The organism is Drouetiella sp., from assembly GCF_059504425.1.
In genome coordinates this window covers 66432-88396 of record NZ_JCACIN010000010.1, presented here as the reverse complement: position 1 = coordinate 88396, position 21965 = coordinate 66432, and the positions used below count along the sequence as shown (strand labels likewise).

Sequence of the window (21965 nt, the reverse complement as noted above, 5' to 3'; positions counted from 1 at the left end):
GACTATTTTCCAGGTAGACTGAAAACTAGCTTACATTATCTACAACTGTAATACTTAGGACGCAATGCTAGAAAGCAACGTAGAAACAAGCATGACCCCGATCGCAAAGTTCACCTATTGGAAACCGATCGGGGTTGGTTGCGTCATGCCAGACAGGGCTTGTTGAAAGATCCACGCCACAGGAGCGCTGTATTGCCTAGAAATCAGCCGTACAGTCCCGTGACCAGTCACCTCTGAAAATGGTGCCATAGGTCTTGAAGCAGCTGCCATCATTGGCAGTTTGATTGAACAGCTCTCGCTTAGGCTCCCAGAACAAACCTGTGAGCATTTGTCCCCGAACCCTGATGCTTTGGCTGCCCACAGGCAGTGTGACGGTTTGTTTTTTACCGACCACCAGACCAGAGACTTTGACTTCGTTACGTTGTCCATTGGCGGTGTAGCTAACTTGGTAGTCCGCAACATAGCCGCCCTGGTTAAAGACGGTGACTTTGGGGCCAGACAAGGCTAAGGCAGACATGGAGATTGCAGGAACAGCGGCGAGAATCAAAGCTGAGACTGAAGCGATTTTACGTAGCATGTTGTTTCTCCTAGTTTTGTGTCAGTGTTCTTGGGCTTCTGAGGATAGGAACGATCGAAAGTTTTGACTTATGCAAGGTTAGGAAAAATTAGCTAAAGGTTGCGATCGCGTTCTAGAACGTTCCGAAATGTTTGGAGACAAACCTTGTCAATGACACGGGAAAAAATCCAACCCAGAGCGAGAGATTGAGGACTACCGAATTATGAATTGACCCACCTTGAATATTTAACCGTCTGGGTTTGGCATTCGATAGACAGATTCTGTCTAAGTTTCAAAGCTTTTGCCCGAATGCTGAACCTCTCCAGGTCATGGACTGATTAAATTGTTGTCCAATCATTCCTCTGGATCACCCCGATGGGGGAAGGGCGATCGCTCTTCTCCCAATTATTCTGGAGCTATAGCTGATTGCACAGACAAAACGATGTAACCCCAGTGACACAAACCTGACTACCCTATCGTCTAACTGTTCAGCGTTTACTGAACATTCAGAATATGATAGATTTAAGGTTACAAAAGGTTACACATTCACCTGTCGTCATCGTCTGGGAAGGGGTCTGAAATTGAATAGCGATCAACCCTTTGAGCAAATGCACTTTGTTGAGGAAGTGGGTTTAATGTTTGAGCTGGTGGGAATGCCGCGCATGTCAGGTCGAATTTTTGGCTGGCTCCTGATTTCTGAGCCTCCCCAGCAGTCCAACAACGCGCTGGCAGAGGTTTTGCAAGCCAGTAAAGGATCGATTAGCACCATGACTCGGTTCCTAATTCAGCTTGGGTTGATCGAGCGCGTCAGTATTCCGGGCGATCGCCGTGACTATTTTCAAATCAAAGATCATGCTTGGTCGCAGTTGACCAAACAGCGGCTAGTTCAAATTGGTGCATTTCGCAAGCTTGCCGAGCGCGGGCTAGATCTAATGTCAGCGTTCCCCACTCAGCACAAGCGCCGCCTACAGGAGATGCATGACATTCATGCCTTCTGGGAACGCGAACTGCCCCTGATAGATGAACGCTGGGAGCAAGAGCAGGAAAATCGGCGAATGTCTGAAGGCACCTAAAGTCGGTTCAGCAGGCTGGCAAGTTGACCGAGATTCTGGGAACTCTGGATTCAGCGATCGCAATTCAAATTTCAGCTCAAATTCTCATTCAAATCCTCGTTATTTAATTTGCACCTGAGCTTTATGACCATGCAACTCCCTTTGATTGGCAAACTTCAGCGGCCGAATCCCTGGATGGTCGGGTTAATCCTGACGGGATTATTGGGTACAGGAGGCATTGCCTATTCCGTATTGCAGCAGAAGGCGGCAGTTCCAGATATTGCAAGTCTGACGGTGCCTGTTAAGTCTGAGCCACTACAGGTTCAGATTGATGCTAGCGGTACGGTGCAGCCGATTCAGACGGTCAACCTTAGCCCCAAAAACGCAGGCATTGTAGCCAAGCTGTTTGTAGAACAGGGCGATCGCGTCAGCAAGGGTCAGGTTGTGGCGCGGATGCAAAATGATGACATTGATGCCCAGCTCACGCAGTCTAGAGCTAGAATCGCGCAAGCTGAAGCTAGGCTGGCTCAGTTCAAAGCAGGGAACCGCCCTGAAGAAATTGCCCAAGCTGAAGCTAGAGTCTCTCAGGCACGGGCGCAGGTGACAGAAGCTCAGGCTCGCCTCAATCTGGCACAAGACAAACAGCGTCGTAACCAGTCCTTGGCAGACGAAGGGGCGATTTCTAGCGATCGCTTCAATGAGTTCTCCAGCGAAGTTGCAACTGCCAGAGCTAGCGTTGAGCAGTCGCAAGCCAATCTTGCGCAGTTGCAGCGCAGCCTCGACCTGTCTAGAAATGGCAGTCGTGTGGAGGAAGTTGCTCTAGCCCAGGCTCAGCTTGATGAGGCGATCGGCAATCTGCAGTCAGTGCAGGTGAATCAGGAGGATACGCTGGTGCGTGCCCCTTTTAGCGGCACAATTACCCAAAAGTTTGCCAATGTGGGTGCGTTCGTTACTCCGACAACTTCCGCTTCAGAAGCCACTTCTGCGACTTCTACGGCGATCGTGGCGCTTGCCGAAGGGCTGGAAGTTTTAGCAGAAGTCCCTGAAGTAGATATCCAGCAGCTTCAGATCGGTCAGTTGGTAGAAGTCCGAGCTGATGCCTACCCAGATCTGAAGTTTCAGGGGAAGGTACGGCGAATTGCTCCAGAGGCGGTTGTTAGGCAAAACGTCACCTCCTTCCAGGTGCGGATTTTGTTGGTGACAGGGCAAGAGAAGCTGCTGTCTGGCATGAATGTGGATGTTACCTTCTTGGGCAAGCAGATAGACAGCACTCTGGTCATTCCCACGGTGGCGATCGTCACCCAGGAGGGGCAAACGGGAGTTCTCGTTCCCGACAAATCCAACCAGCCAGAATTTCGTCCGGTGACGTTGGGTGTAGCAGTAGGCAACCAAACCCAGGTGCTAGAAGGAGTTCAGCCTGGAGACAAAGTATTTACAGACATCCCGCCCAACAGCAATTGGGGCAAGCAGGAGTAGCGCATGGATATTCTAGAAAGCATCAGTATGGCGGTTAAAACCCTGACCGCAAACAAGATGCGCAGCACCTTGACAATGCTGGGCATCATCATTGGCAATGCCTCGGTGATTATGATGGTGGGCGTGGGGCAGGGGGCACAGCGCTACGCCTCTGAGCAGTTTGAGTCTCTAGGACCTAACGTTCTGTTTATTATTCCGGGCAGTGAAAAAGCGCAGAATCGAGCAACCGATCGACCCCGATCGCTGACCTTAGAGGATTCTGAGGCGATCGCCTCTCAGGTGCCTACCGTCAGCGCCGTTGCGCCACAGTTGCAGAGTCAGCTCTTGGTCACTTATCGCAACAAAAAGGCAGACACCTCGATCACAGGCATCACACCAGATTTCACCGTCGTGCGCGACTTTAACGTAGCGCGAGGGCGGTTCATTACCGACCTGGATGTACAGCGCCGCAACCGAGTCGTGGCGCTAGGTTCAGACCTGGCGACAAAGCTGTTTGATGGCTCCGATCCGATCGGTCAAGAAATTCGCATCCGCAACATCAGCTTTCAGGTGGTGGCTGTCATGGAGGCAAAGGGCGCATTTTTGGGCAGCAACCAGGACGATGTAGCGCTGATCCCTATTACCACTATGTCTAGCCGCTTGGTGGGACGCACCTCACCCTATGGCACCTCTATCAGCTTTATCAACGTCAACGCTAGGGACGAAGCTTCGATCAATGCGGCGCAGTTCCAGATCACCAACCTGCTGCGACGGCGGCATAAGGTCGTGACTGAAAACGATTTCACGATTCGCAATCAGAAAGACGCGTTAGAAATTGTTGGCAATGTCACCGGAGCTTTGACGCTGATGCTGGCAGCGATCGCCGGGATCTCTCTTTTTGTCGGCGGCATTGGCATTATGAATATCATGCTGGTGTCGGTGCGGGAGCGAACGCAGGAAATCGGGCTGAGAAAGGCGATCGGCGCGGCTCCTAACGATATCTTGACGCAGTTCATGATTGAGGCAATTATTTTGTCGGCGATCGGCGGTCTAATTGGCACCACGATTGGAGTGGGCGGCATTACCCTTGTGGGAGCCGTGACTCCGCTCAAAGCAGGCGTCTCTGTACCTGCGATTCTGGTGGCGGTGGGTGTATCGGGTGGCATTGGTCTGTTCTTTGGCGTATTCCCGGCGCGTCAGGCGGCAAAACTCGACCCGATCGTGGCACTCCGCAGCGCTTAGGCGATTTATAGATAGCGATTGATACATACGGATATTCCATGCAAAAAACGATTATTCGCCTCGAACATATCTCTAAAACCTACGGCGCTGGCGATATCCAGGTCAATGCGCTCTCTGACGTTAATCTGACGATCGAAGCCGGGGAATATTGCGCCATCATGGGTCCTTCGGGTTCGGGCAAATCGACTGCCATGAATGTGATTGGCTGTCTCGATCGCCCCACTTCAGGCGCGTATTTTCTGGATGGTCTGGATGTCTCAACTATCCCAGATGGTCAGCTAGCCAAGATTCGCAACCGCAACCTAGGCTTTGTCTTTCAACAGTTTCACCTGCTGCCCCAACTTTCGGCATTGGAAAATGTCGTGCTGCCCATGGTTTACGCCGGGGTTTCTAATGCCGAGCGGAAGGAGAGGGCTGCCGAGGCGCTGACTCGCGTTGGACTGGCAAATCGTATGGGCAATCGTCCCAACCAGCTTTCGGGGGGGCAACAGCAGCGGGTGGCGATCGCCCGTGCTATCGTCAACCGTCCTGTTGTGCTGCTGGCAGATGAGCCGACGGGAGCGCTAGATTCTCATACTACCCAAGAGGTAATGAATATTTTTGCAGAGCTGAACGCCTCCGGAATTACGGTCGTCATGGTGACACATGAACCTGAGGTGGCGCGTCTAACCCGACGGGTCGTTTGGTTCCGAGATGGGCAGGTGGTTGAGTCGCATCTTGCTCCGACCGAGTTGGGGCATATGTTGGCGGCTTAGAGCGATTGGGGTCTGCGGTGGCGATCGCCCCATCTCAGCCTTGAGTTCATCCAGCTTTTGCTTAGCAGGTTTTGAAGATTGAGAGTAGAGTAAGTAGATATACATAAGCAGATCTACGCACTCGACGGATAAGACTATGGCTAGCAGCGAAGCTCAAAATTCGGGGGCGCTCTCAGGGGGAACACTCTCAGGGGGGTCGCTCTCAGGGCGCGAACTACAAATTGTCGAATTGGTTGCTGCTGGCTTAACAAATCAGGAAATTGCTGAGAAGTTAGAAATCAGCAAGCGCACAGTTGATAACCATATCAGCAACATTTTGACCAAAACTTCAACAGGTAATCGCGTCGCTCTGGTACGCTGGGCATTGCAGTGGGGCAAAGTTTGCATTGATGAGGTCAATTGCTGTACGCTACCCATTTTTACTGCCGATCTGCCTCCTGCCCAGCCTTGAGCCGCTGAATAGCCGCCAATTAACCCGCGATCGCTATGGATACCCCAACGCCTCTCGCCTCTTCTCACTCACCGATTTGCTGTCCTCAGCTTCCCTTAGCGGTCTATCAAGAGGTAGCAGCCCACCTGCGTCAGGTGTTGGAGGTTACGGTAGAGATATTGCCGCAGCAGTCCCGGCAGTTTGACTATGCCCAAAGCCAGGTGGGCGGACTGCAAATTTTGTATGCTTCCCCCGTAGATTCTGCCTCTTTACGGCGAGTCGAACAGATTTTGGCGTATTATGGCGATCGCTACGGAGCATGGCAACCGTTAGAAGAACAGAGTTAAGCAGGGTGAATCCGCAAGTGCTAACCTGCATGACACCCAGAAGAAGCCCCCAAAACTATGTTATGAGCGCCATTCAAGCAACACGCGGCACAAGAGACATTTTGCCAGAGGAAATTTCTTACTGGCAGCAAATTGAAGCGATCGCCAGAGATATTCTGGGCAGAGCGGCCTATCAAGAAATTCGTACCCCTCTATTTGAGCAAACCGATCTGTTTGCGCGGGGAATGGGCGAAGCGACTGATGTAGTCAGTAAGGAAATGTACACTTTCCAAGATCGAGGAGGGCGATCGCTGACCTTACGCCCTGAAAATACGGCAGGTGTCGTGCGCGCCTTCGTGGAGCATAACCTCCAGGCTCAGGGGGGCGTACAGCGGCTCTGGTATTTAGGAGCTATGTTTCGCTACGAGCGTCCCCAAGCCGGACGGCAGCGCCAGTTTCACCAGCTCGGTCTGGAGTCAATAGGCAGCGCCGATCCCCGTGCTGATGCTGAGGTAATTGCCATTGCCAACGACTGGCTTCAGGCGATCGGTCTTGAAAATCTGCGGTTGGAGTTTAACTCAATTGGCGATCGCGCCGATCGCCAAAACTATCGAGAAGCCCTGATTGCTTATCTGACTCCGCACAAAGCCGATCTTGATCCCGACTCGCAGGATCGGCTGACCCGAAATCCGCTGCGCATCCTGGACAGCAAAGATCAGAACACCCAAAAGATCCTGCAAGATGCTCCTAGCATTGTGGATTATCTCAGCCCAGAGTCTCAAACGCGTTTTGAGCAGGTTCAGAGCCTCCTCACGGACTTAGGCGTAAGCTATCGCCTCAACGATCGCCTCGTGCGTGGACTCGATTATTACACCCACACTGTCTTTGAGATTCAGTCCGATGATCTGGGCGCACAGGCAACGGTTTGTGCGGGAGGACGCTATGACGGGCTGATTGCAGAGCTAGGCGGTGCAGAAACCCCTGCTGTAGGCTGGGCAAGCGGCATTGAGCGGCTAGTGCTGCTACTGCAACAAATGCAGAAGCCCCCAGCTCAGGCTCTAGATTTTTATCTGGTGTCACGGGGCGATCGCGCTGAGGCTCAAGCGCTGAGGCTGGCGCAAGCCCTACGGCAATCTGGATTTTCGGCAGAGCTAGACTTAAGCGGCAGTGCCTTTGGCAAGCAGTTCAAAAGAGCCGATCGCAGTGGAGCCGCAGCCTGCCTAATTTTGGGCGACGCTGAAGCCGATAGCCAAACCGTACAGCTCAAATGGCTAGCCTCTGGACAGCAGGCAGCTATTTCCCAGGCTGAACTCTTGGCAGATGCCGACGCATTGCGTCGGCAGATTCGGGATGCTCAAGCTGAAGCATAATACTTTGCCGTAGGCTTACGATTCACACGAAAAAGTTTTGTGGTGTGCCTGGTATAGATATCGCCAGTTTTCTTAGGACATTTAGGGTGGGGCGCGAAGCGCCCCACCCTAAATGTCCCCATCTTAACCGCCTTGGCGGTTGCCATATCTCTACATCGCGTCCTGATATATTTTCCACATCTGAGTATAGGCTTGCTCAATTTGTTGGGCAAAGGCTGGAGTATTCCAGAGCGGAGCGGTCTGGCGAGACTGACGAAGGCGATGGGCAATGTTGCCGCGTAGCGCTGTGTCCTGCCCTAGGCGAATCCCCCACTCAATATATTCATCATCACTCCAGGCAATCCCTTCAGTGATTCCTGCATTGATCATCATGGTGTAGCTGTTACGAGCCGCGAACTGTTCACCCACGCGAGTCACGATCGGTAACTCCATCCAGAGGGCTTCGAGTGTAGTTGTGGCTCCGTTGTAGGGATAGGTGTCGAGAACAATATCGGCTAAGCCCAAGTTGGCGCGGTGAGTTTCGTTAGCGACTACATAAGGCGAAAAGTGAATTCGATCGCGTTCCACTCCAGCATCATCTGCGAATTGATGAAAGAACTCTGCCAGTAAAGCGTGATCAATTTGAAAGTTTTTGACCAGAAAATGGCTGTTGGGAACCGCCTTGAGGATTTGCATTTGCAGCCGAATATTGTCTGGATTTGCCTTTAGCCCGGTCTGAGAATTAAGGTAGACGATCGCTTCTGAAGGAATGCCCAATTGGTCGCGTCGTAGAGAGGGCGTACCCACTTCAAAACCATCTACAGCAATATAGGTGTGGGGCAACCGCCAAATTTTTTCGGCATAGTAGTCTTGGGCAGAGGCAGGTAGCACGTAGGGGTCTGCCAAGTAATAGTCAATCGCAGGCAACCCAGAGGCATCATAGCCCAGCCAGCTCACCTGAATGGGTGCAGGTTTAAGGGAGGTGACGGCACAGCTGCCGAAAGCGGTGATGCTGTCGAGTTCGACTAAAATATCAATGCCGTCTTGATGAATCTGATCGGCAATTTCACCAGCAGAAAAAGGAACGAGATGAAAGCGATCGCCATAAGCTCGAATAAAGGCTTGCTGAATCTGATCGTTAGATTGGCGAGTAGAGTAAAGATGGATGTCGAAGCGCTGCCGATCGTGATGCTGCAATAGCCAACGACAGAGCCAGCCAACTGAGTGCAGCCTCAAGCAGTCTGACAAGTAGCCAATCTTCAGGGGTTTTGTCTCAGTGCGGCGGATGAGATGGCGCTGGGAGTAACGATTGACGCGATCAACATGGTAGGTTTGCAGCTCGGCTTGACTTACGGCTGCGATCTGATTGCGAATGGGACGGTTGACGCTTGGATTATCCTCAAAGTAGTTGAGAATCATCCCCATTGCCATTGTATGGTGAATATTTTTTATCTTTAGTGTATCTGGAATTTTAATTGACTGTAGTAACGCTTTATGTTTTTCATAATATTCATAAGTGTCCTGCCAGGGTTGACAGTTCATGATTAGGCTGGTCAAAATATACTGCGTTACAGTAACCTCCTCTATGATATTGCTGGCGCTTTGTAGCAGCCACTTTGCGAGAGGAAGGCTTTCCAGCAGATCAACAGCATTGCCACTCTGCATGAAAAACACCGCTTTAGACACGACCCTAACATCTTCTGGAGCCATCTTCAGACAGAACTTTGCCAGCTGAATAGCCGTCGCATAATGAGATATTTTATGGCTACGATCGGCGATTTCCATCAATCCACGAATCAGCTCTATCAGTTGCCCTTGGGCTGTAAAGTGAGGTTCGCAAGCTGAGAGAAATTCATAAGCTTTAGGATGTTCGTCATCACTTTTGAGCAGGAGGGATATGATCGATCGCAAGGTTTCCAAAGGCACAGCTTCTGAGGTTGGCTCAGTCGATGTTAAGACTGTAATCGCTTCTTCTACCAGCGCATTGTCCAGGCCAATAGCTCCCGCCTTCAGCCCCGAAGCCAGTGCTTTTAGCAGCGTTGCTCGCTCGTTTCCCGCTTCCAGCCTAAACTCGCGCATGTGCTGATGCAGCAGCCACGCGGACTCGTAGGATTCGTTTGCTTCTTGGCGATCGGCTTCAGCTTGCAACACCTGCAACAGTTCTGCCGTCCATTGCTCTGCCTGTTCAGGCTCGGCTTCCATCAGCGGAGTCATCCAGGTCAACTGCGCCTCAGCTTCCTCTCCTTGAAGCAACAGAGCAAGACCTAAATACCAGTAGAGTGTGGCATTGCTAGGGTCATCAGCGATCGCCTGTTCATAGGCTATTGTCGCTTCCGAATAGTTACCCTGTATCCTGTAGCTATCTGCTTGCAATCGCACGTTGTCTATCATGATTAGTTCTCAATCCACACACCTGTTAATATCTTTCCCACATCTGCTGATAGGCTTGCTCTAAGTTGCGAGTAAATGCAGGAGTATTCCACAACGGCGATGTATGACGCGCTCGCTTTAGTCTATGGGATATCTCCTGACGCAATCCAGTATCCTGACCTAAACGAATTCCCCATTCGATATATTCATCATCGCTCCAGGCAATTCCTTCAGTGACACCTGCATTCATCATCATGGTGTAGCTGTTGCGAGCTGCAAATTGTTCACCCACACGAGTAACAATGGGCAATCCTATCCAGAGTGCTTCTAGGGTTGTCGTTGCACCATTGTAGGGATAAGTGTCTAGCACGATATCAGCCAGGTTCAGGTTTGCGCGGTGGATAAACTCAGAGGGTACGCCCGGTAAAAACCGGAGACGATCGCGGTTTAACCCTACTTCATCGGCAAATTGTCCAAAAAACTCTTCTAACTGAGCTAAGTCAGCACGCCAGCTTTTAATCAAAAAATAGCTATTAGGAACTGCCCTAAGAATCTGCATTTGCAGCCGGATGTTGTGGGGATTTCGCTTTAGCCCGCTCTGGGAGCTGAGATAAACGATCGCCTCTCCGGGAATCCCCAACTGATCGCGTCGTAGGGAGGGCGTATGCACCTCAAAGCCATCGACCGCAATGTAGGTCTGTGGCAAGCGCCAAATCTTCTCGGTGTAGTAGCTCTGTGCCTCCTCTGGCAGAACGTAGGGATCGGCAATGAAGTAATCAATTCCTGGAATGCCTGCTGCATCGTAGCCCAGCCAATTGACCTGAATCGGTGCTGGCTTGAGAGCCATTGTTCCGCAGCCGCTTAAACAGGTAAGGCTGTCTAGCTCCACCAAAATATCAATCTGGTCGGCGTAGATGCGATCGGCAATATCTACGGTGGTAGGAGGCAAATCGTGAAAGCGATCGCCGTAACTCATTCTGAGACCGTTTTGAATCCAGTCGTCAGACGGCATGAGCGAATAGAGATGTACTTCAAAATGATGGCGATCGTGATGTTGTAACAACCAGCGAATTAGCCAGCCGATGGAATGCTGGCGTAAACATTCTGAAAGGTAGCCAATTTTCAGTGGCTTAACGGCAGCCGTCCCCAAAGGCACAAAGGACTGATGATATTGCTTTCCCTGCTGCGCTGCCTGCTGCCGAAACGACGCCTGACAGGCTGCCGCAAATTGGTTCCGAATAGGACGGTTGGTGTGCGGACTGTCCTCGAAGTAGAGCAAAAAAGCTCCCATACCGAGCAGATTGGGTAATGCAGCACGATCGCCCTCATTCAACTTCGGCTCCGCTATGGGGCGAACCGCTCTGCCCTCATCCCCTAGCTCCTTCTCCTCTGGGGAGAAGGGGAACTGATCCTGGCTCCCCTCTCCCGTCGGGAGAGGGGTTGGGGGTGAGGGCATCTTCAGCGATGCCAGCAACTGCTTATGAATTTGATAATAATGCCAGGAGTCCTGCCAACTGCCGCAGGTAGACATCAGAGCCGACAGGATCAGATGAGTTGCCAGCACCCGATCAACATAGCTGGACGATCGCTCCAGACAAGCCGCCGCTAGCGAAATACTCTCGGTCAGATTTTCAGTTAGCCCGGTGTGCTGCATCCAGCTGGCGAGCGGCAGCAGTACCTTCACGTCATCGGGTGCAAGCTCGACGCAAAAGCGCCCTAGATCCACTGCCGTATCATATTGTCCGGCGAGGTTGAGGGCTTGAGCTTGAGCTAACAAGAATTCTATGAGGCTTTGTGATCGCGCTACTTCCAATTCAGGCGATTCTAGCAGCGGACTCATCCAAGCCAACTGAGCGTCAGCACCCTCGCCCTGGAGAAATAGCGCCAGTCCAAGCTGCCAGTAGTGGGAGAGATAGTCTGGCTCTAGCGCGATTGCTTGCTCATAGGCAATTGCTGCCTCAGCATAATTGCCCTGCGCCATATGTTGATCTGCCTGCACAGCTATTTCCATCTTTTAGCCTTTTGCCCTTTCAACTACAATCTTTCCCACATTTGCTCATAGGCGCTCTCCATGTCTTGAGCAAATTGTCTGCCGTTCCACAAGGGTGAAGTGTGCCGTGATCGCTTTAACCGATAAAAAATATCCTGCCTCAGCGCTGCGTCCTGACCTAGCTTGATTCCCCATTCTAGATATTCATCATCATTCCAGGAAATCCCTTCAGTGATTCCTGCATTCATCATCATGGTGTAGCTGTTACGTGCCGCAAATTGTTCACCCACACGGGTGACAATGGGCAATCCTGTCCAGAGAGCTTCTAAGGTGGTCGTGGCACCATTGTAGGGATAGGTATCTAGCACCACATCTGCGATCGCCAGATTTGCTCGATGGACAAACTCAGAGGAGACATCGGGCAGAAACCGGAGGCGATCGGCACTCACGCCTTCAGACTCAGCCACATCTTGGAAGAAAGTTTTAATAAATTCGGGATTGGCTAAAAAGCTCTTAATCAAAAAATAGCTGTTGGGAACTGCTTTAATCACCTGCATTTGCAATCGCACATTGTCAATATTCCGTTTCAAGCCTGTTTGAGAACTAAGGTAGATGATCGCATCCCCAGGAATCCCCAACTGATCGCGTCGCAAGGAAGGCGTATGAGTTTCAAAGCCATCTACTGCAATATAGGTGTGGGGCAATCGCCAGAGTGTCTCAGAGTAATAGCTTTGCGCATCTTCTGGCACAACGTAAGGATCGACAATGAAGTAATCTACACCTGGAATGCCAGAGGCATCGTAACCCAGCCAATGAACTTGAATTGGCGCAGGCTTGAGTGCCACAACCCCACAGCCGCCAAAGTTAGTCAGGCTATCCATCTCCACTAAGATGTCAATTTGGTCGTCATAGATTTGATTAGCAATATCCGCAATGTTGGAGGACACATCATGAAACCGATCGCCATATTCTTGCCGAAATTGCTGCTGAATGGGATCTTGTGATGGTCGAGGCGAGTAGAGGTGAATATCGAAGCGATCGCGATTGTGATACGTCAGCAGCCAACGAGAGAGCCAGCCAACCGAATGCTGCCGTAGAGTTCCAGCAAAATAGCCAATGCGGGGTAAGCGCTTGCGATCGGATGCAGTGAGTAAAAGGGGCGATCGAGATTGGTATTTGCTAACTTCATCGCTCAGGACAGTTCGTAAATGAGACTGAGCAATTTGAGCAATTTGATTCCGTAAGGGGCGGTTAGTTTTCGGCTCGTCTTCAAAGTAGAAGAACAGTGAACCTACGGGAGCTAAGTTGGAGAGAAATCCTAGTTTCTGTTCTACGTCCACTACTTCCCCAATAGCATTTGGCATTTGTGCATAAGACTTAATCAGGGCTTGCAACAGCGCCTTGTAGGTTTGATAAATTTCTACGGCTTGCTTCCAGTCGCCGCCACTATATAGCCAACTCGACAGTAGCGCATTGGTTGCAGAAATTTTTTCTGATGGATTAGTCGCTAACTCTAAACATCTCTCCGCCAGCTTGATGCTTTCTAATCGATCGACAATGCTTCCTCCCTGTAGTTGGTAAATAATATTGAGCAATATTTTGATGTTATCTAGAACCAAAGGGATCGCTAGGTAATTTAGTTTTGAAGCGATCGTGAATTGAGAATTTTGAGAATGTCGCGTAGCAGCAGCTAGCACCCAATCAATCCACTCCGTGAGCTGTTTACCCGACAGGTACGGAATGCAAGACTCCAGAAAATTAAGCGTAGCGGCATGTCCAGGATTGAGCTGAAGCAGCAGTTGGCTGACTTGCAGTAGGCGATCGGGACAAAGAGCTGCCGCAGAAGAAACCGTTTGCAGACAGTGGATTATTTCTGGCAGCAAACTGTCTTCAAAGCTAAATATTTTTGCTTGCAATGCCAACCCCAGAGTTCGCAATAGATTGTCTGTATTGTTAGGGGCAAACTCTCGTAGGTGCTGCCGCAAGAGCCAAGCCGTCTCGTAGTTAGAAAGAGTCTCTTGCCGATCGGCTTCCACGCTCAATACATTGATGAGTTCAAGCGTCAATTGTTCTTGCTGGACTTCCGATTCTGCTTCCAAAATAGGTGTCATCCAGGTAAATTGGGCTTCAGCTTCCTGACCTTGCAAAACAAGTGCTAAACCCAGATGCCAGTAGTAAGAAGCCTGTGCAGGATCGTCTACTAACATCTGCTCATAGTGCTGACTTGCCGCCTTGTAATTTCCTCCTGAGAAATAGATATGGGCTTGTTGTTCTATTTCGGTTAATGAGGGGGCAGTAAGAGAAGAATCAGCATTCATGATTATTTTTCAAAGGGGGATGACCATCGGTGGCTAGCCCGTATTATGCCCTGAAATACAAAAAAGCTATCCAGTGACTCCTGGATAGCTTTTTTAAGTAAGTTGTGTTGTGAAGTATTACGGCTCAACAGCACAGATCTGCGAATACATTTGCTGAGGTTTCAAACCTAGCGCATGTTGTTGTCAGGGGTAGCGCAGGTTGTGTCAGCCGCTCCAAAGGTGATGGCAGGAGCTGTACCACTGGGGGCAGTAGATTGACAAGCGGCTGCGGAAGACTGACCAGTCGTAGAAATTACCTGAACACCACCTGCATAGGAACGCAGCGTGGTTGAATCATTAGGTATCGCTGTAAAAGTGGTGTTCGCTGCTGCCGCAGGGGTAACCGCGTAATCGTAATCAACGGTGGAGGTAGGAATACCAATTTCCAAAGCAGCGATCGTACCTGAAAAAGCGGTCTTCTCAATCCGGTAAGCTTGCTGAGCACGGTTTACGGAACCGACATAGCTCTTGGCTTCAGACTGTTTCGCTTTAGCAGCTTGGTTCAAGAAGGAAGGCAGAGCGATCGCAGCTAGAATACCGATGATGATGATAACGACCAAGAGTTCAATCAGCGTGAAGCCCTGTTCGCCTTTCTTGCGACCGAGCATGTGCTGAAGAAATTTGGCTTGAAATTCAGATTTCATGGGGTGAGTCTCCTTGAGTTGCGGGATTTTGTGGATTTGTAGCTCCTAGGTATAACTTGCCCACCTTTGTCGGATTTTATATCACCCTGCTGAAGAAATTGGAAAATTGATTCTGTCTAGTTGAGCGTTATCTTAGGGCAGCCAGGGATATTGGCGAAAATCGGGCGATCGCTTTTCTAAGAACGCCTGTTTGCCCTCGGCACCTTCTTCGGTCATGTAGTAGAGCATGGTGGCATTGCCCGCGAGTTCTTGCAGCCCCACCTGTCCGTCACAGTCGGCATTGAAGGCGGCTTTGAGGCAGCGAATGGCGATCGGGCTTTTTTCTAGGATTTCCTGCGCCCATTGGATGCCTTCGGCTTCGAGTTGGGCGATCGGCACCACACAATTAACCAGACCCATTTCTAATGCTTCTTGGGCGTTGTACTGGCGACAGAGATACCAGATTTCCCGCGCTTTCTTTTGTCCAACGATCCGCGCCATGTAGCTAGCCCCAAAGCCACCATCAAAACTGCCGACTTTGGGACCTGTTTGTCCAAAAATGGCGTTGTCTGCGGCGATCGTCAGATCACACAATAAATGCAGCACATGCCCACCGCCGATCGCATAGCCCGCCACCAGCGCAATAATCACCTTGGGCATGGAGCGAATCAGCTTTTGCAAATCCAGCACGTTGAGCCGGGGTACGCCTTCCTCATCGATGTAGCCTGCATGACCTCGGACGCTCTGGTCGCCGCCAGAGCAAAAGGCGTGGGTGCCGTCGGGGTGAACGGCTCCCGTCAGCAGCACGACCCCAATGCGGGGATCTTCGCGGGCGTTGATGAAGGCATCGTAGAGTTCAACGATCGTCTTGGGACGAAAGGCGTTGCGCTTGTGGGGTCGATTTATGGTGATTTTGGCGATGCCGTCGGCTTTGTGGTAGAGAATGTCTTCGTAGGGTTTGGCTTCGTTCCAGTCGAGGGGCATGGATCAGAGGAGGAAGGACGAAGCTCATTATCCTCAGCAATGCGTCCTAGATACAACCATTGATGATGATCTAGGTGGGTGATTATCGATCGCGGCTAGTGGTCAAGGCAGTGATTACCATGTAGGCAACCCCCGCAGCCAGCCCAATTTGCCAAGCGTGAGGCACCAAGACATATCTCACCCAATAGCCGAAGCTGTTGGCGATCGCGGCAATAGAGGTTAGACCCCAGCCCAATGCCTGTAGAAGAAAGTAGCAAATGGCGAAGATTCCGGCAGCGCGAACGAAGGGGTTGTTAAACATAAAATTGCTCTATCAATACTGATACCGATTTAAACGAATTTGTGGGCACATCGAACCTCGGAAGGGGCTTGGCATTGCCAAGCCCGTACCGGGATCTGTCGTGGTTCCAATTCAAATTAGTATGACTTTGATGGGAAGTAGCCTGTAAGTTGGTTGTCGATCATCACCTAAGACGTAGCCAGATCACTTGCTGATACGTCGTTAATTTAGCTCTAAAGTTCCCTTAGCAGAAAAATCGATATCGTGACTTTACTGATCCGGCAATTCTCGCTGCACAAATCGCCCCAGGTACAGCACCAAAAATTCTTGAACGGCTTCAGGATGGAGCTGATCAAGGGCTTCCAAAATGTCTGGGATAGATTCAGCTAGAGGATCTCGGAGTTCATTTACCCAATAGTGTACAGTTGAGCGTCCTATGCCCATGGTGATTGCAAGCTGGTTTTGATTAATACCGTAGGTATCAAGAACTTGTTTAAGGGCTTTCCCAGCTTTTCCCATGTACTCGGTTGCGTCAGGAGAGCATAATTCAGCAAATGTTCACAACTAGGAATTTCTGATAAGATAGATTTGTTCCTACTTGTGAGCAAATGCTAAAGACATTTGATCCGAGTTGAGGAGCAAGCTCAGTCAGAAGCCAGTCCGGAACCGTGGAAAGTAAGGGACTGGCTCTGATGTTCCTAGTTGGAGACATTCACCATTATGCCGTATCGGGAACGCCTAAATTACTGGGCGATCGCTCGTCTTTTGCCTGCCCAAAATTGGGTGATTATTGCGCGATTTCATCGACGATCGGATGCTGAGGGGCATTGTGCTTTCTTGAGGCGATCGATCCCTGATGCGCAGTTCAGAGTTGTGTTTGAGCTTGCGGAGGAGGCTTAAAGATACAAACCTACTGCACGACCTGAAATCCAAACTTCGCACCTTGGGGGGCAGCGCTTCCGGAAGCGGCTTCTACTAGAATCGGTTTCTCGGTGCGATCGCCTGTGGGGGTAAATTGCAGTGGCTCTCCGGCGGTTTGGTCGGCAGGGAGGTTGAGCGATCGCAGGGCTTGAAGTACGGCAGGGCGATCGATGGCGGTGGCTAGGGCGGCAGTCAAGGCCTTTGCGGCATCAAAGCTGCTGGCGGTGCGCCAACTTACCTGACCAAGCCAACGCTGAGCTGCGGTTTGGGCGTAGGCATTTTGGGGATACCAGGGCACGGTGAGAACTAGCCCTTTGACGGCATCGCCCCCGTCGGTGAGCGTAGCAGGGTTATAGAGGGCATCGCCACCCAAGAGCTGCATCTGCTGAGCGGCTGGAAGCTGGGCGTTTTCGCGGGCTACGGCGATCGCCACTGAGGTGGTTTTGGTGCTGGGAAAAAGCAGGGCGGCTCGGACGGTACCAGCCGCGCCTGTGACGGAGTTTTTGATATCCAGCGAGGGGCTAGAGAGATCGATGGGGGGCTGGGGCACCTGTCCGCCTAGCTGGGTAAATTTTCCGGTGAAGGCTTGCTGAATGCTGTTGCTGTAGTTGCTGGCAGAATCGTAGAAGACGGCAACTTGCTTGATATTCAGCCTGTTGCTGACATAATCAGCAAGGGTTTCACCCGCGAGTTGATCGGAGGGGACGGTGCGAAAGAAGGTTTTGCCGGAGAGGACGGTGCTGGTGCTTGTGGGGGAAATCATGGCGAGTCCGGCACTCTCGTAGATCGGCAGGGCTTTGGCGGTGGTGTCGCTGGAGTTATGCCCAATTACGCCCAAAATATTGGGGTCGCTTGCCAACTGTTGGGCAACGGCGGCGGCTTGCACAGGGTCGTTGCTATCGTTGACTAACATGACTTCTAGGAGGCGCTGGCTGGCTCCTCCTGCGGTGTTGAACTGGGTTTGAGCATCGGCAACGCCGCGCAAGATTTCCTCGGCTGAGGTTGCCTGGTTGTCGATCGGCACGACTACGGCGATCGTTAGCGGGTTTCCAGTTTGGCGGGCGCGGGCGTTGTTGGCGTAGAGTTGCGGTTCGGGGTCGTTGGGGGAGCTGCGGGTGGCTTTCTCAAAGGCAGTGATAGCCTGGGCGTAGTCTCCTTGGGCAAAAGCTGCGATGCCTCGATCGCGGTCAAAGTTGCCTCGGTAGGTGAATAGAGTGCGTTCGCCGCTGCTGAAGCGATCGGTGGGAGCGGCGGTAAGGGGGGGAGCGGGAGAATTAGGGGAGGGGGAATTGGTGGCGATCGGGGAGGGGGATTTGCCTTGGAGCTGTTTCCACACAAACCAGGCTCCTGCTCCCAAGAGCGCCAGAAGTAAGGCAGTGATTAGTCCTGCGGCAAGTCCTACGCCTGTCCGATTGCCTGATGGGTTGGGTGCGGCGCCTGCGGCTGGGCGTTTGCCTTTGGTTTCGATCGCTTCTCTGGGTAAGCCGCAAATGGCGCAGTCGGGGCCAAAGTTTTCGTAGGGCTGGTGGGCGAAGGCGTTGGGGTAGTCTTTGCCGTCTTTAGGTTTGCCTTCGCAGAGCCAGCTTTTTGAGGTTGTCACGATCGGTTGCCCTGATGAGTGGTGGTGGGGTGTTGGAGAATGCTGAACCTGGGATTTAGGGTAATTAGGTTTTAGGTGATTAGATTATCTCATAATCGTTTGGGGAAACAGCCAACAGCCTTGGGGGTCTCCCCCAAACCCCCGGCAGGGGACGATGCGCGTCCCCCACACCCCCTCCGCATGAGATGGGTGTCTGTAGTCGGGGGCGCTTTGCATTGAGGGGCGATCGGGCGTTTGGGTGGGCAATCAGTCTGGGGCTTAGTCAAGCTTTAGGGTTAGCTGACCTTTGTGAGTTTTGTGCCGCATTTGGCGCAGAAGTTGGAGGTGGCTGGGTTTTTGAAGCCGCAGCTTGTGCAAAAGACTTGGGTTGCAAGATCAACTGCTGTAGGGGGGGCTTTTGCAGGGCTATTACTTACGGTTGGGGGCTGGGAGGGTTCTGGTGATTCTGCTCGGTCTGGGGTTTCGAGGGGGGCGATCGCCGTTTGTAGTTTATTCTGCCGAATTAGCTCCAGCAGAATGTCGGATTCGCGGCGATATTCCAGGCTGTCTTTGCCGCCAGCTTTGGCGAGGTCTTGCTCTCGCTGCTGGAGGTAAGTCATGATTTGCTGAAAGAGGGCCTGTTTTTGCGGTGGGGTTTCGGTGAGGGAGAGGCGGCGCGTCACTTGCTTTTGAATTTCTTCGCGATCGGGTCGGCAGGCCAGCACTTCTAGCACCTGGGCGGCTTCTTCCCAGCTTGAGGCAAGGTCAATATTTTCGGTGCCAATTTCGGTGCCGCGCGTGTAGCGAATCACCTGTTCCTGGGTGCTTTGGTTGACATCTTGCCGCATGACGCGCAGGGCGCGGGCTTGGACGACGAGCCTCAAAATATTGGGATCTTCGGGGAAAACATCCCAGAAGGGCGGCTCTTTTTGGATATGGACGGGAATGGGCAGGTCGCGGTTCTCGCCTCTAAGCTGGGCGCGTTTTGCCAGAATAATTTGCCCTTTCCAGTCCTGGTAGGACTGGCGGAGCTGGGGCATGCCTTCGATGCAGCGTAGGGAGAAGCCGCCGATTTCCTGGACGAAGACGACGCGGTGGCGTTCGTTATCGCCGAGAGGGGTGATGGCATCGCTGCTAGGGACAAACTCCTGAATCATTGGGATCAGCTTTTTGGCGGCTTCGTTGGCGGTGTTGCGTCCGCCGATTAGGGCGACTTTGGTGTTTTGGGCGGGGGTGAAGCCTGCGTCTTGTCCGGTCATGACGGCACGAGACAGCAAGATCATCGGCTTGGATTTGTTGTAGGCAATCCGCAGGTTGTTGGTGATTTCGGCTTCGTCGTTTTTGTAGAGCTTAAAGAGGCGATCGCAAGCCGATAATTCCGTCTTCAGCCGACTGCTTTCAGGCGCTTTGGCAATGACTGACTGGGCGCGATCGTGAATAATTTCGCGGAAGTCGTCTTCCTGCACGTCCGAGAGGCTGGGCAGGTCGAACAGCCGCATTACCTCGTCGTTAGCGCGCGTTTCCTTCCAGAGGGGGCTGGCTTGCCGCAGAATGTCCTGAGACAGGGTGCTGCACAGCCCGTTCATGCCGATTTCGTAGCGGGTTTTGCTGCCTTCGGTGGCTCCGGCTTGCTGTTCGATTAGGTCTTGGTAAAGGGTGTTGAGTTCCTGGCGATCGAACAATTTAATCCCATTAATTTGCAGCGCGTCGGCGTTGTCGGCTTGCTGATTGGCTTGGTTAAAGAAGTGGTCGCGGGTCTGGTTCAGCTTTTGGGTAAAGCGGGCGAAACGCTGTTCTAGGGCCTGCAGGTGCTCTTGCAGACGGGCGATCGCCTCTAGTCCCAAAGCCCGCGACTTGCGTTGAATCGTTGCCGATAAGGTGCCTTCAATGCCCTGGAGCGCGGCATCGCTGAACTCCTCCATCTTGGCCTGCTTGGTCACGCCAAATTTGTCTTTGAAGTGGGTGATATCTTGCAGCGCGGCTTCGTACTGACTCTGGCGGTTGGTTTCGTTGGGCTGCCAGGTCTTTTCCATCTCGCGGCGATAGCGTTCGGCGGCATTGTCGAAGATTTGCCGCACCGCCAGGATAAAGGCATCAGCAAATTTAGGCCCTTGCGTCCGGTCTTCCAAGATGCGGTAAAACTCGGTTTCCAATGCCTTTCTACCCTGCTGAATCACCTTATTGCGGTTGTCGTACATCTTTTGCAGGTAGTCGCCATGCAGCCGCTCGTCGGGGCTGAGTTCGCGGAAGTGCGCGGCGCGGTAGTCGTCTACTTTGGGCTTCAGATAAGTCTCCACAAAAGAAAGGATCTTGCCCTTCTCTGCGCCAATCATGTTCACCCCTTGCTGGGTGCATTGCAGCTTATTGTCGGTAGCAATCTCGTTGCGAATGCTGTTCACCCAGGCAGAAACTTCGGCGGTATAAGGGCGATCGCCAGCCGAGGAAATATCGGTCAGCAGCTCCATATCCGTCAGCCGCATGGTTTTGAGGGCAGCCTGTACGGTTTCCAACATGCTGGGCGGAAGCTGCACGTCAGGATTGAGCCACCAGCGGATAAAGTCTGTGGAGAGGCGATTTGCCATCGAGGTGCGAATCTGGGCGATCGGGATCTCGGCAGTCGAAAGCCCAAAGCTCATAAAGTTCTTGGGATAGCCGCGCCCACCCGGATCTTGCGATGCCCAAGCCGACTTAATGTTGTCGCGGATCGATCGCTTGTGGGGGGCAAAGTCGGAGGTCAAGTCCAGAAAGATATTCTGGGCGATCATTTCCCGCAGCTGCTCTAGCGAAAAATCGGACTCGCCGTTTTTAGTGCCCACCAGATAGGTGTAGTCGGCAGGGGCAGAGGCGTTGCGAACTTCATCGATCAGGCTTGCGCCAAACTGCCCGACATATTCGGTGCGGTGGTCAGAAAAATAGCTCAGCTCCATCAAGGCCGCGTAGCCGTTTGCCAAAACGCGATCGCCCACATCAATGCCCGAAAAGGCCGTCGGCATCGGCACGATCGCTGTCACCAGCGGGCTAGATTGCCCCTTTAGCCAATGCCGCGCACAGTAGCAGAGGTCAATCAACATACCGCTGCCTGTACCGCCCGACAGTGAGCCTGTGACAAACACGTTGATCTGGTTGTTGCTCACTTTCACGCCGTAGCGATCGAGCATGAAGTTTTCTTTGCCCTTGACGCGATCGCAAGCCTGGATAAATTTCTTCTGAATCGCGTGATAGTTGCAAAAGAAGGCAAACCGACCGCAGGCGCGAATCTGTCCGGCTCCTGCCTCCAGGGCGTTGATGTTGCGCTCTAGCTCGCGGGGAAACCAGCTATCGATCCAGGGATAGTTATCCATGTTGGCAATCATGTCTTTTACCTGACTGCCGCTGACGCTCGCCCAATGCTTTTCGGTGTCTTTGAAGGGCGACCCGGCGGCTAAGGGATTGGTGACTTTATAGTCGCGATCGGTATCCACTGTCAAGAAGCTGAGAATAGGGAAGTTCTTCAGGCTGCCGTAGGTTTCCTCGACGAGCCGCCGCACCCGCGACAAAATCTCTGTCCCCGTCCCGCCAATGCCAATAATGACGGTCGGAACCATCGTTTTTTCTTCAACCGCAGCCATGAGGAAGTTCTCCCAACAAATTGTTTAGCTTTGAATGAGGCGATCGGGCGGCAGAACAGATGCTGACCCCAGGATAAGCTTCTATCTT

At 52.2% G+C, this 21965-nt stretch carries 18 protein-coding genes; 8 read left to right on the top strand and 10 right to left on the bottom strand.

The window, feature by feature from the left end; all coding sequences use genetic code 11:
* Positions 1-196: 196 nt before the first annotated feature.
* Entirely contained in the window at positions 197-577 is a 381-nt protein-coding gene (locus AC5JMP_RS02505) for a thiol-activated cytolysin C-terminal domain-containing protein (RefSeq protein WP_495849849.1), read from the bottom strand.
* A 560-nt stretch (positions 578-1137) separates the two neighbouring features.
* Here AC5JMP_RS02505 and AC5JMP_RS02500 point away from each other — a divergent pair.
* The 7 genes from AC5JMP_RS02500 (at position 1138) to hisS (ending at position 7186) form a co-directional block, all read left to right on the top strand.
* The gene (locus AC5JMP_RS02500; protein ID WP_495849848.1) at positions 1138-1629 is read left to right on the top strand and encodes a GbsR/MarR family transcriptional regulator; all 492 of its coding nucleotides are present in this window, start codon (positions 1138-1140) and stop codon (positions 1627-1629) included.
* A gap of 129 nt (positions 1630-1758) precedes the next feature.
* Positions 1759-3084, top strand: a complete 1326-nt coding sequence (locus AC5JMP_RS02495) for an efflux RND transporter periplasmic adaptor subunit (protein WP_495849847.1) — start codon at positions 1759-1761, stop codon at positions 3082-3084.
* 3 nt (positions 3085-3087) lie between these two features.
* Complete coding sequence (locus tag AC5JMP_RS02490; protein ID WP_495849846.1) at positions 3088-4305, top strand: ABC transporter permease; 1218 nt, start codon at positions 3088-3090, stop codon at positions 4303-4305.
* Positions 4306-4343: 38 nt separating this feature from the next.
* On the top strand, positions 4344-5060 hold the full coding sequence (locus AC5JMP_RS02485; RefSeq protein WP_495849845.1) for an ABC transporter ATP-binding protein: 717 nt from the start codon (positions 4344-4346) through the stop codon (positions 5058-5060).
* Positions 5061-5196: 136 nt separating this feature from the next.
* Positions 5197-5511: a photosynthetic electron transport-dependent transcriptional regulator PedR gene (gene pedR, locus AC5JMP_RS02480; protein WP_495849844.1), complete on the top strand. Its 315-nt coding sequence runs from the start codon at positions 5197-5199 to the stop codon at positions 5509-5511.
* Positions 5512-5546: 35 nt separating this feature from the next.
* Positions 5547-5837 (top strand): hypothetical protein, encoded by a 291-nt coding sequence (locus AC5JMP_RS02475; protein WP_495849843.1) that lies wholly within the window; start codon positions 5547-5549, stop codon positions 5835-5837.
* Positions 5838-5899: 62 nt separating this feature from the next.
* Complete coding sequence (hisS, locus tag AC5JMP_RS02470; protein ID WP_495849842.1) at positions 5900-7186, top strand: histidine--tRNA ligase; 1287 nt, start codon at positions 5900-5902, stop codon at positions 7184-7186.
* A 150-nt stretch (positions 7187-7336) separates the two neighbouring features.
* On the opposite strand, the gene AC5JMP_RS02465 is transcribed toward hisS, so the two are convergent.
* The 7 genes from AC5JMP_RS02465 to AC5JMP_RS02435 form a co-directional block, all read right to left on the bottom strand.
* Positions 7337-9556, bottom strand: a complete 2220-nt coding sequence (locus AC5JMP_RS02465; RefSeq protein WP_495849841.1) for an O-linked N-acetylglucosamine transferase, SPINDLY family protein — start codon at positions 9554-9556, stop codon at positions 7337-7339.
* Positions 9557-9581: 25 nt separating this feature from the next.
* Positions 9582-11534: an O-linked N-acetylglucosamine transferase, SPINDLY family protein gene (locus AC5JMP_RS02460; protein ID WP_495849840.1), complete on the bottom strand. Its 1953-nt coding sequence runs from the start codon at positions 11532-11534 to the stop codon at positions 9582-9584.
* A 35-nt stretch (positions 11535-11569) separates the two neighbouring features.
* A complete protein-coding gene (locus AC5JMP_RS02455; RefSeq protein WP_495849839.1) occupies positions 11570-13843 on the bottom strand; it encodes an O-linked N-acetylglucosamine transferase, SPINDLY family protein in 2274 nt (757 codons plus the stop codon).
* Positions 13844-14010: 167 nt separating this feature from the next.
* Positions 14011-14526: a type IV pilin-like G/H family protein gene (locus AC5JMP_RS02450; RefSeq protein WP_495849838.1), complete on the bottom strand. Its 516-nt coding sequence runs from the start codon at positions 14524-14526 to the stop codon at positions 14011-14013.
* Positions 14527-14658: 132 nt separating this feature from the next.
* Complete coding sequence (gene menB, locus AC5JMP_RS02445; RefSeq protein WP_495849837.1) at positions 14659-15489, bottom strand: 1,4-dihydroxy-2-naphthoyl-CoA synthase; 831 nt, start codon at positions 15487-15489, stop codon at positions 14659-14661.
* 82 nt (positions 15490-15571) lie between these two features.
* Complete coding sequence (locus AC5JMP_RS02440; protein ID WP_495849836.1) at positions 15572-15790, bottom strand: hypothetical protein; 219 nt, start codon at positions 15788-15790, stop codon at positions 15572-15574.
* Between the two features lie 249 nt (positions 15791-16039).
* Positions 16040-16288, bottom strand: a complete 249-nt coding sequence (locus AC5JMP_RS02435; RefSeq protein WP_495849835.1) for a helix-turn-helix domain-containing protein — start codon at positions 16286-16288, stop codon at positions 16040-16042.
* 201 nt (positions 16289-16489) lie between these two features.
* Here AC5JMP_RS02435 and AC5JMP_RS02430 point away from each other — a divergent pair, with 201 nt between their 5' ends.
* Positions 16490-16669, top strand: a complete 180-nt coding sequence (locus tag AC5JMP_RS02430; protein WP_495849834.1) for a hypothetical protein — start codon at positions 16490-16492, stop codon at positions 16667-16669.
* A gap of 10 nt (positions 16670-16679) precedes the next feature.
* Here the strand turns inward: AC5JMP_RS02430 and AC5JMP_RS02425 are convergent, their stop codons facing one another.
* Both AC5JMP_RS02425 and AC5JMP_RS02420 read right to left on the bottom strand, forming a co-directional pair.
* Positions 16680-18290 carry an ABC transporter substrate-binding protein gene (locus AC5JMP_RS02425; RefSeq protein ID WP_495849833.1) on the bottom strand — a complete coding sequence of 537 codons (1611 nt, stop codon included), beginning with the start codon at positions 18288-18290 and terminating at the stop codon, positions 16680-16682.
* A 275-nt stretch (positions 18291-18565) separates the two neighbouring features.
* Positions 18566-21877, bottom strand: a complete 3312-nt coding sequence (locus tag AC5JMP_RS02420) for a tubulin-like doman-containing protein (protein WP_495849832.1) — start codon at positions 21875-21877, stop codon at positions 18566-18568.
* Positions 21878-21965 lie beyond the last annotated feature (88 nt).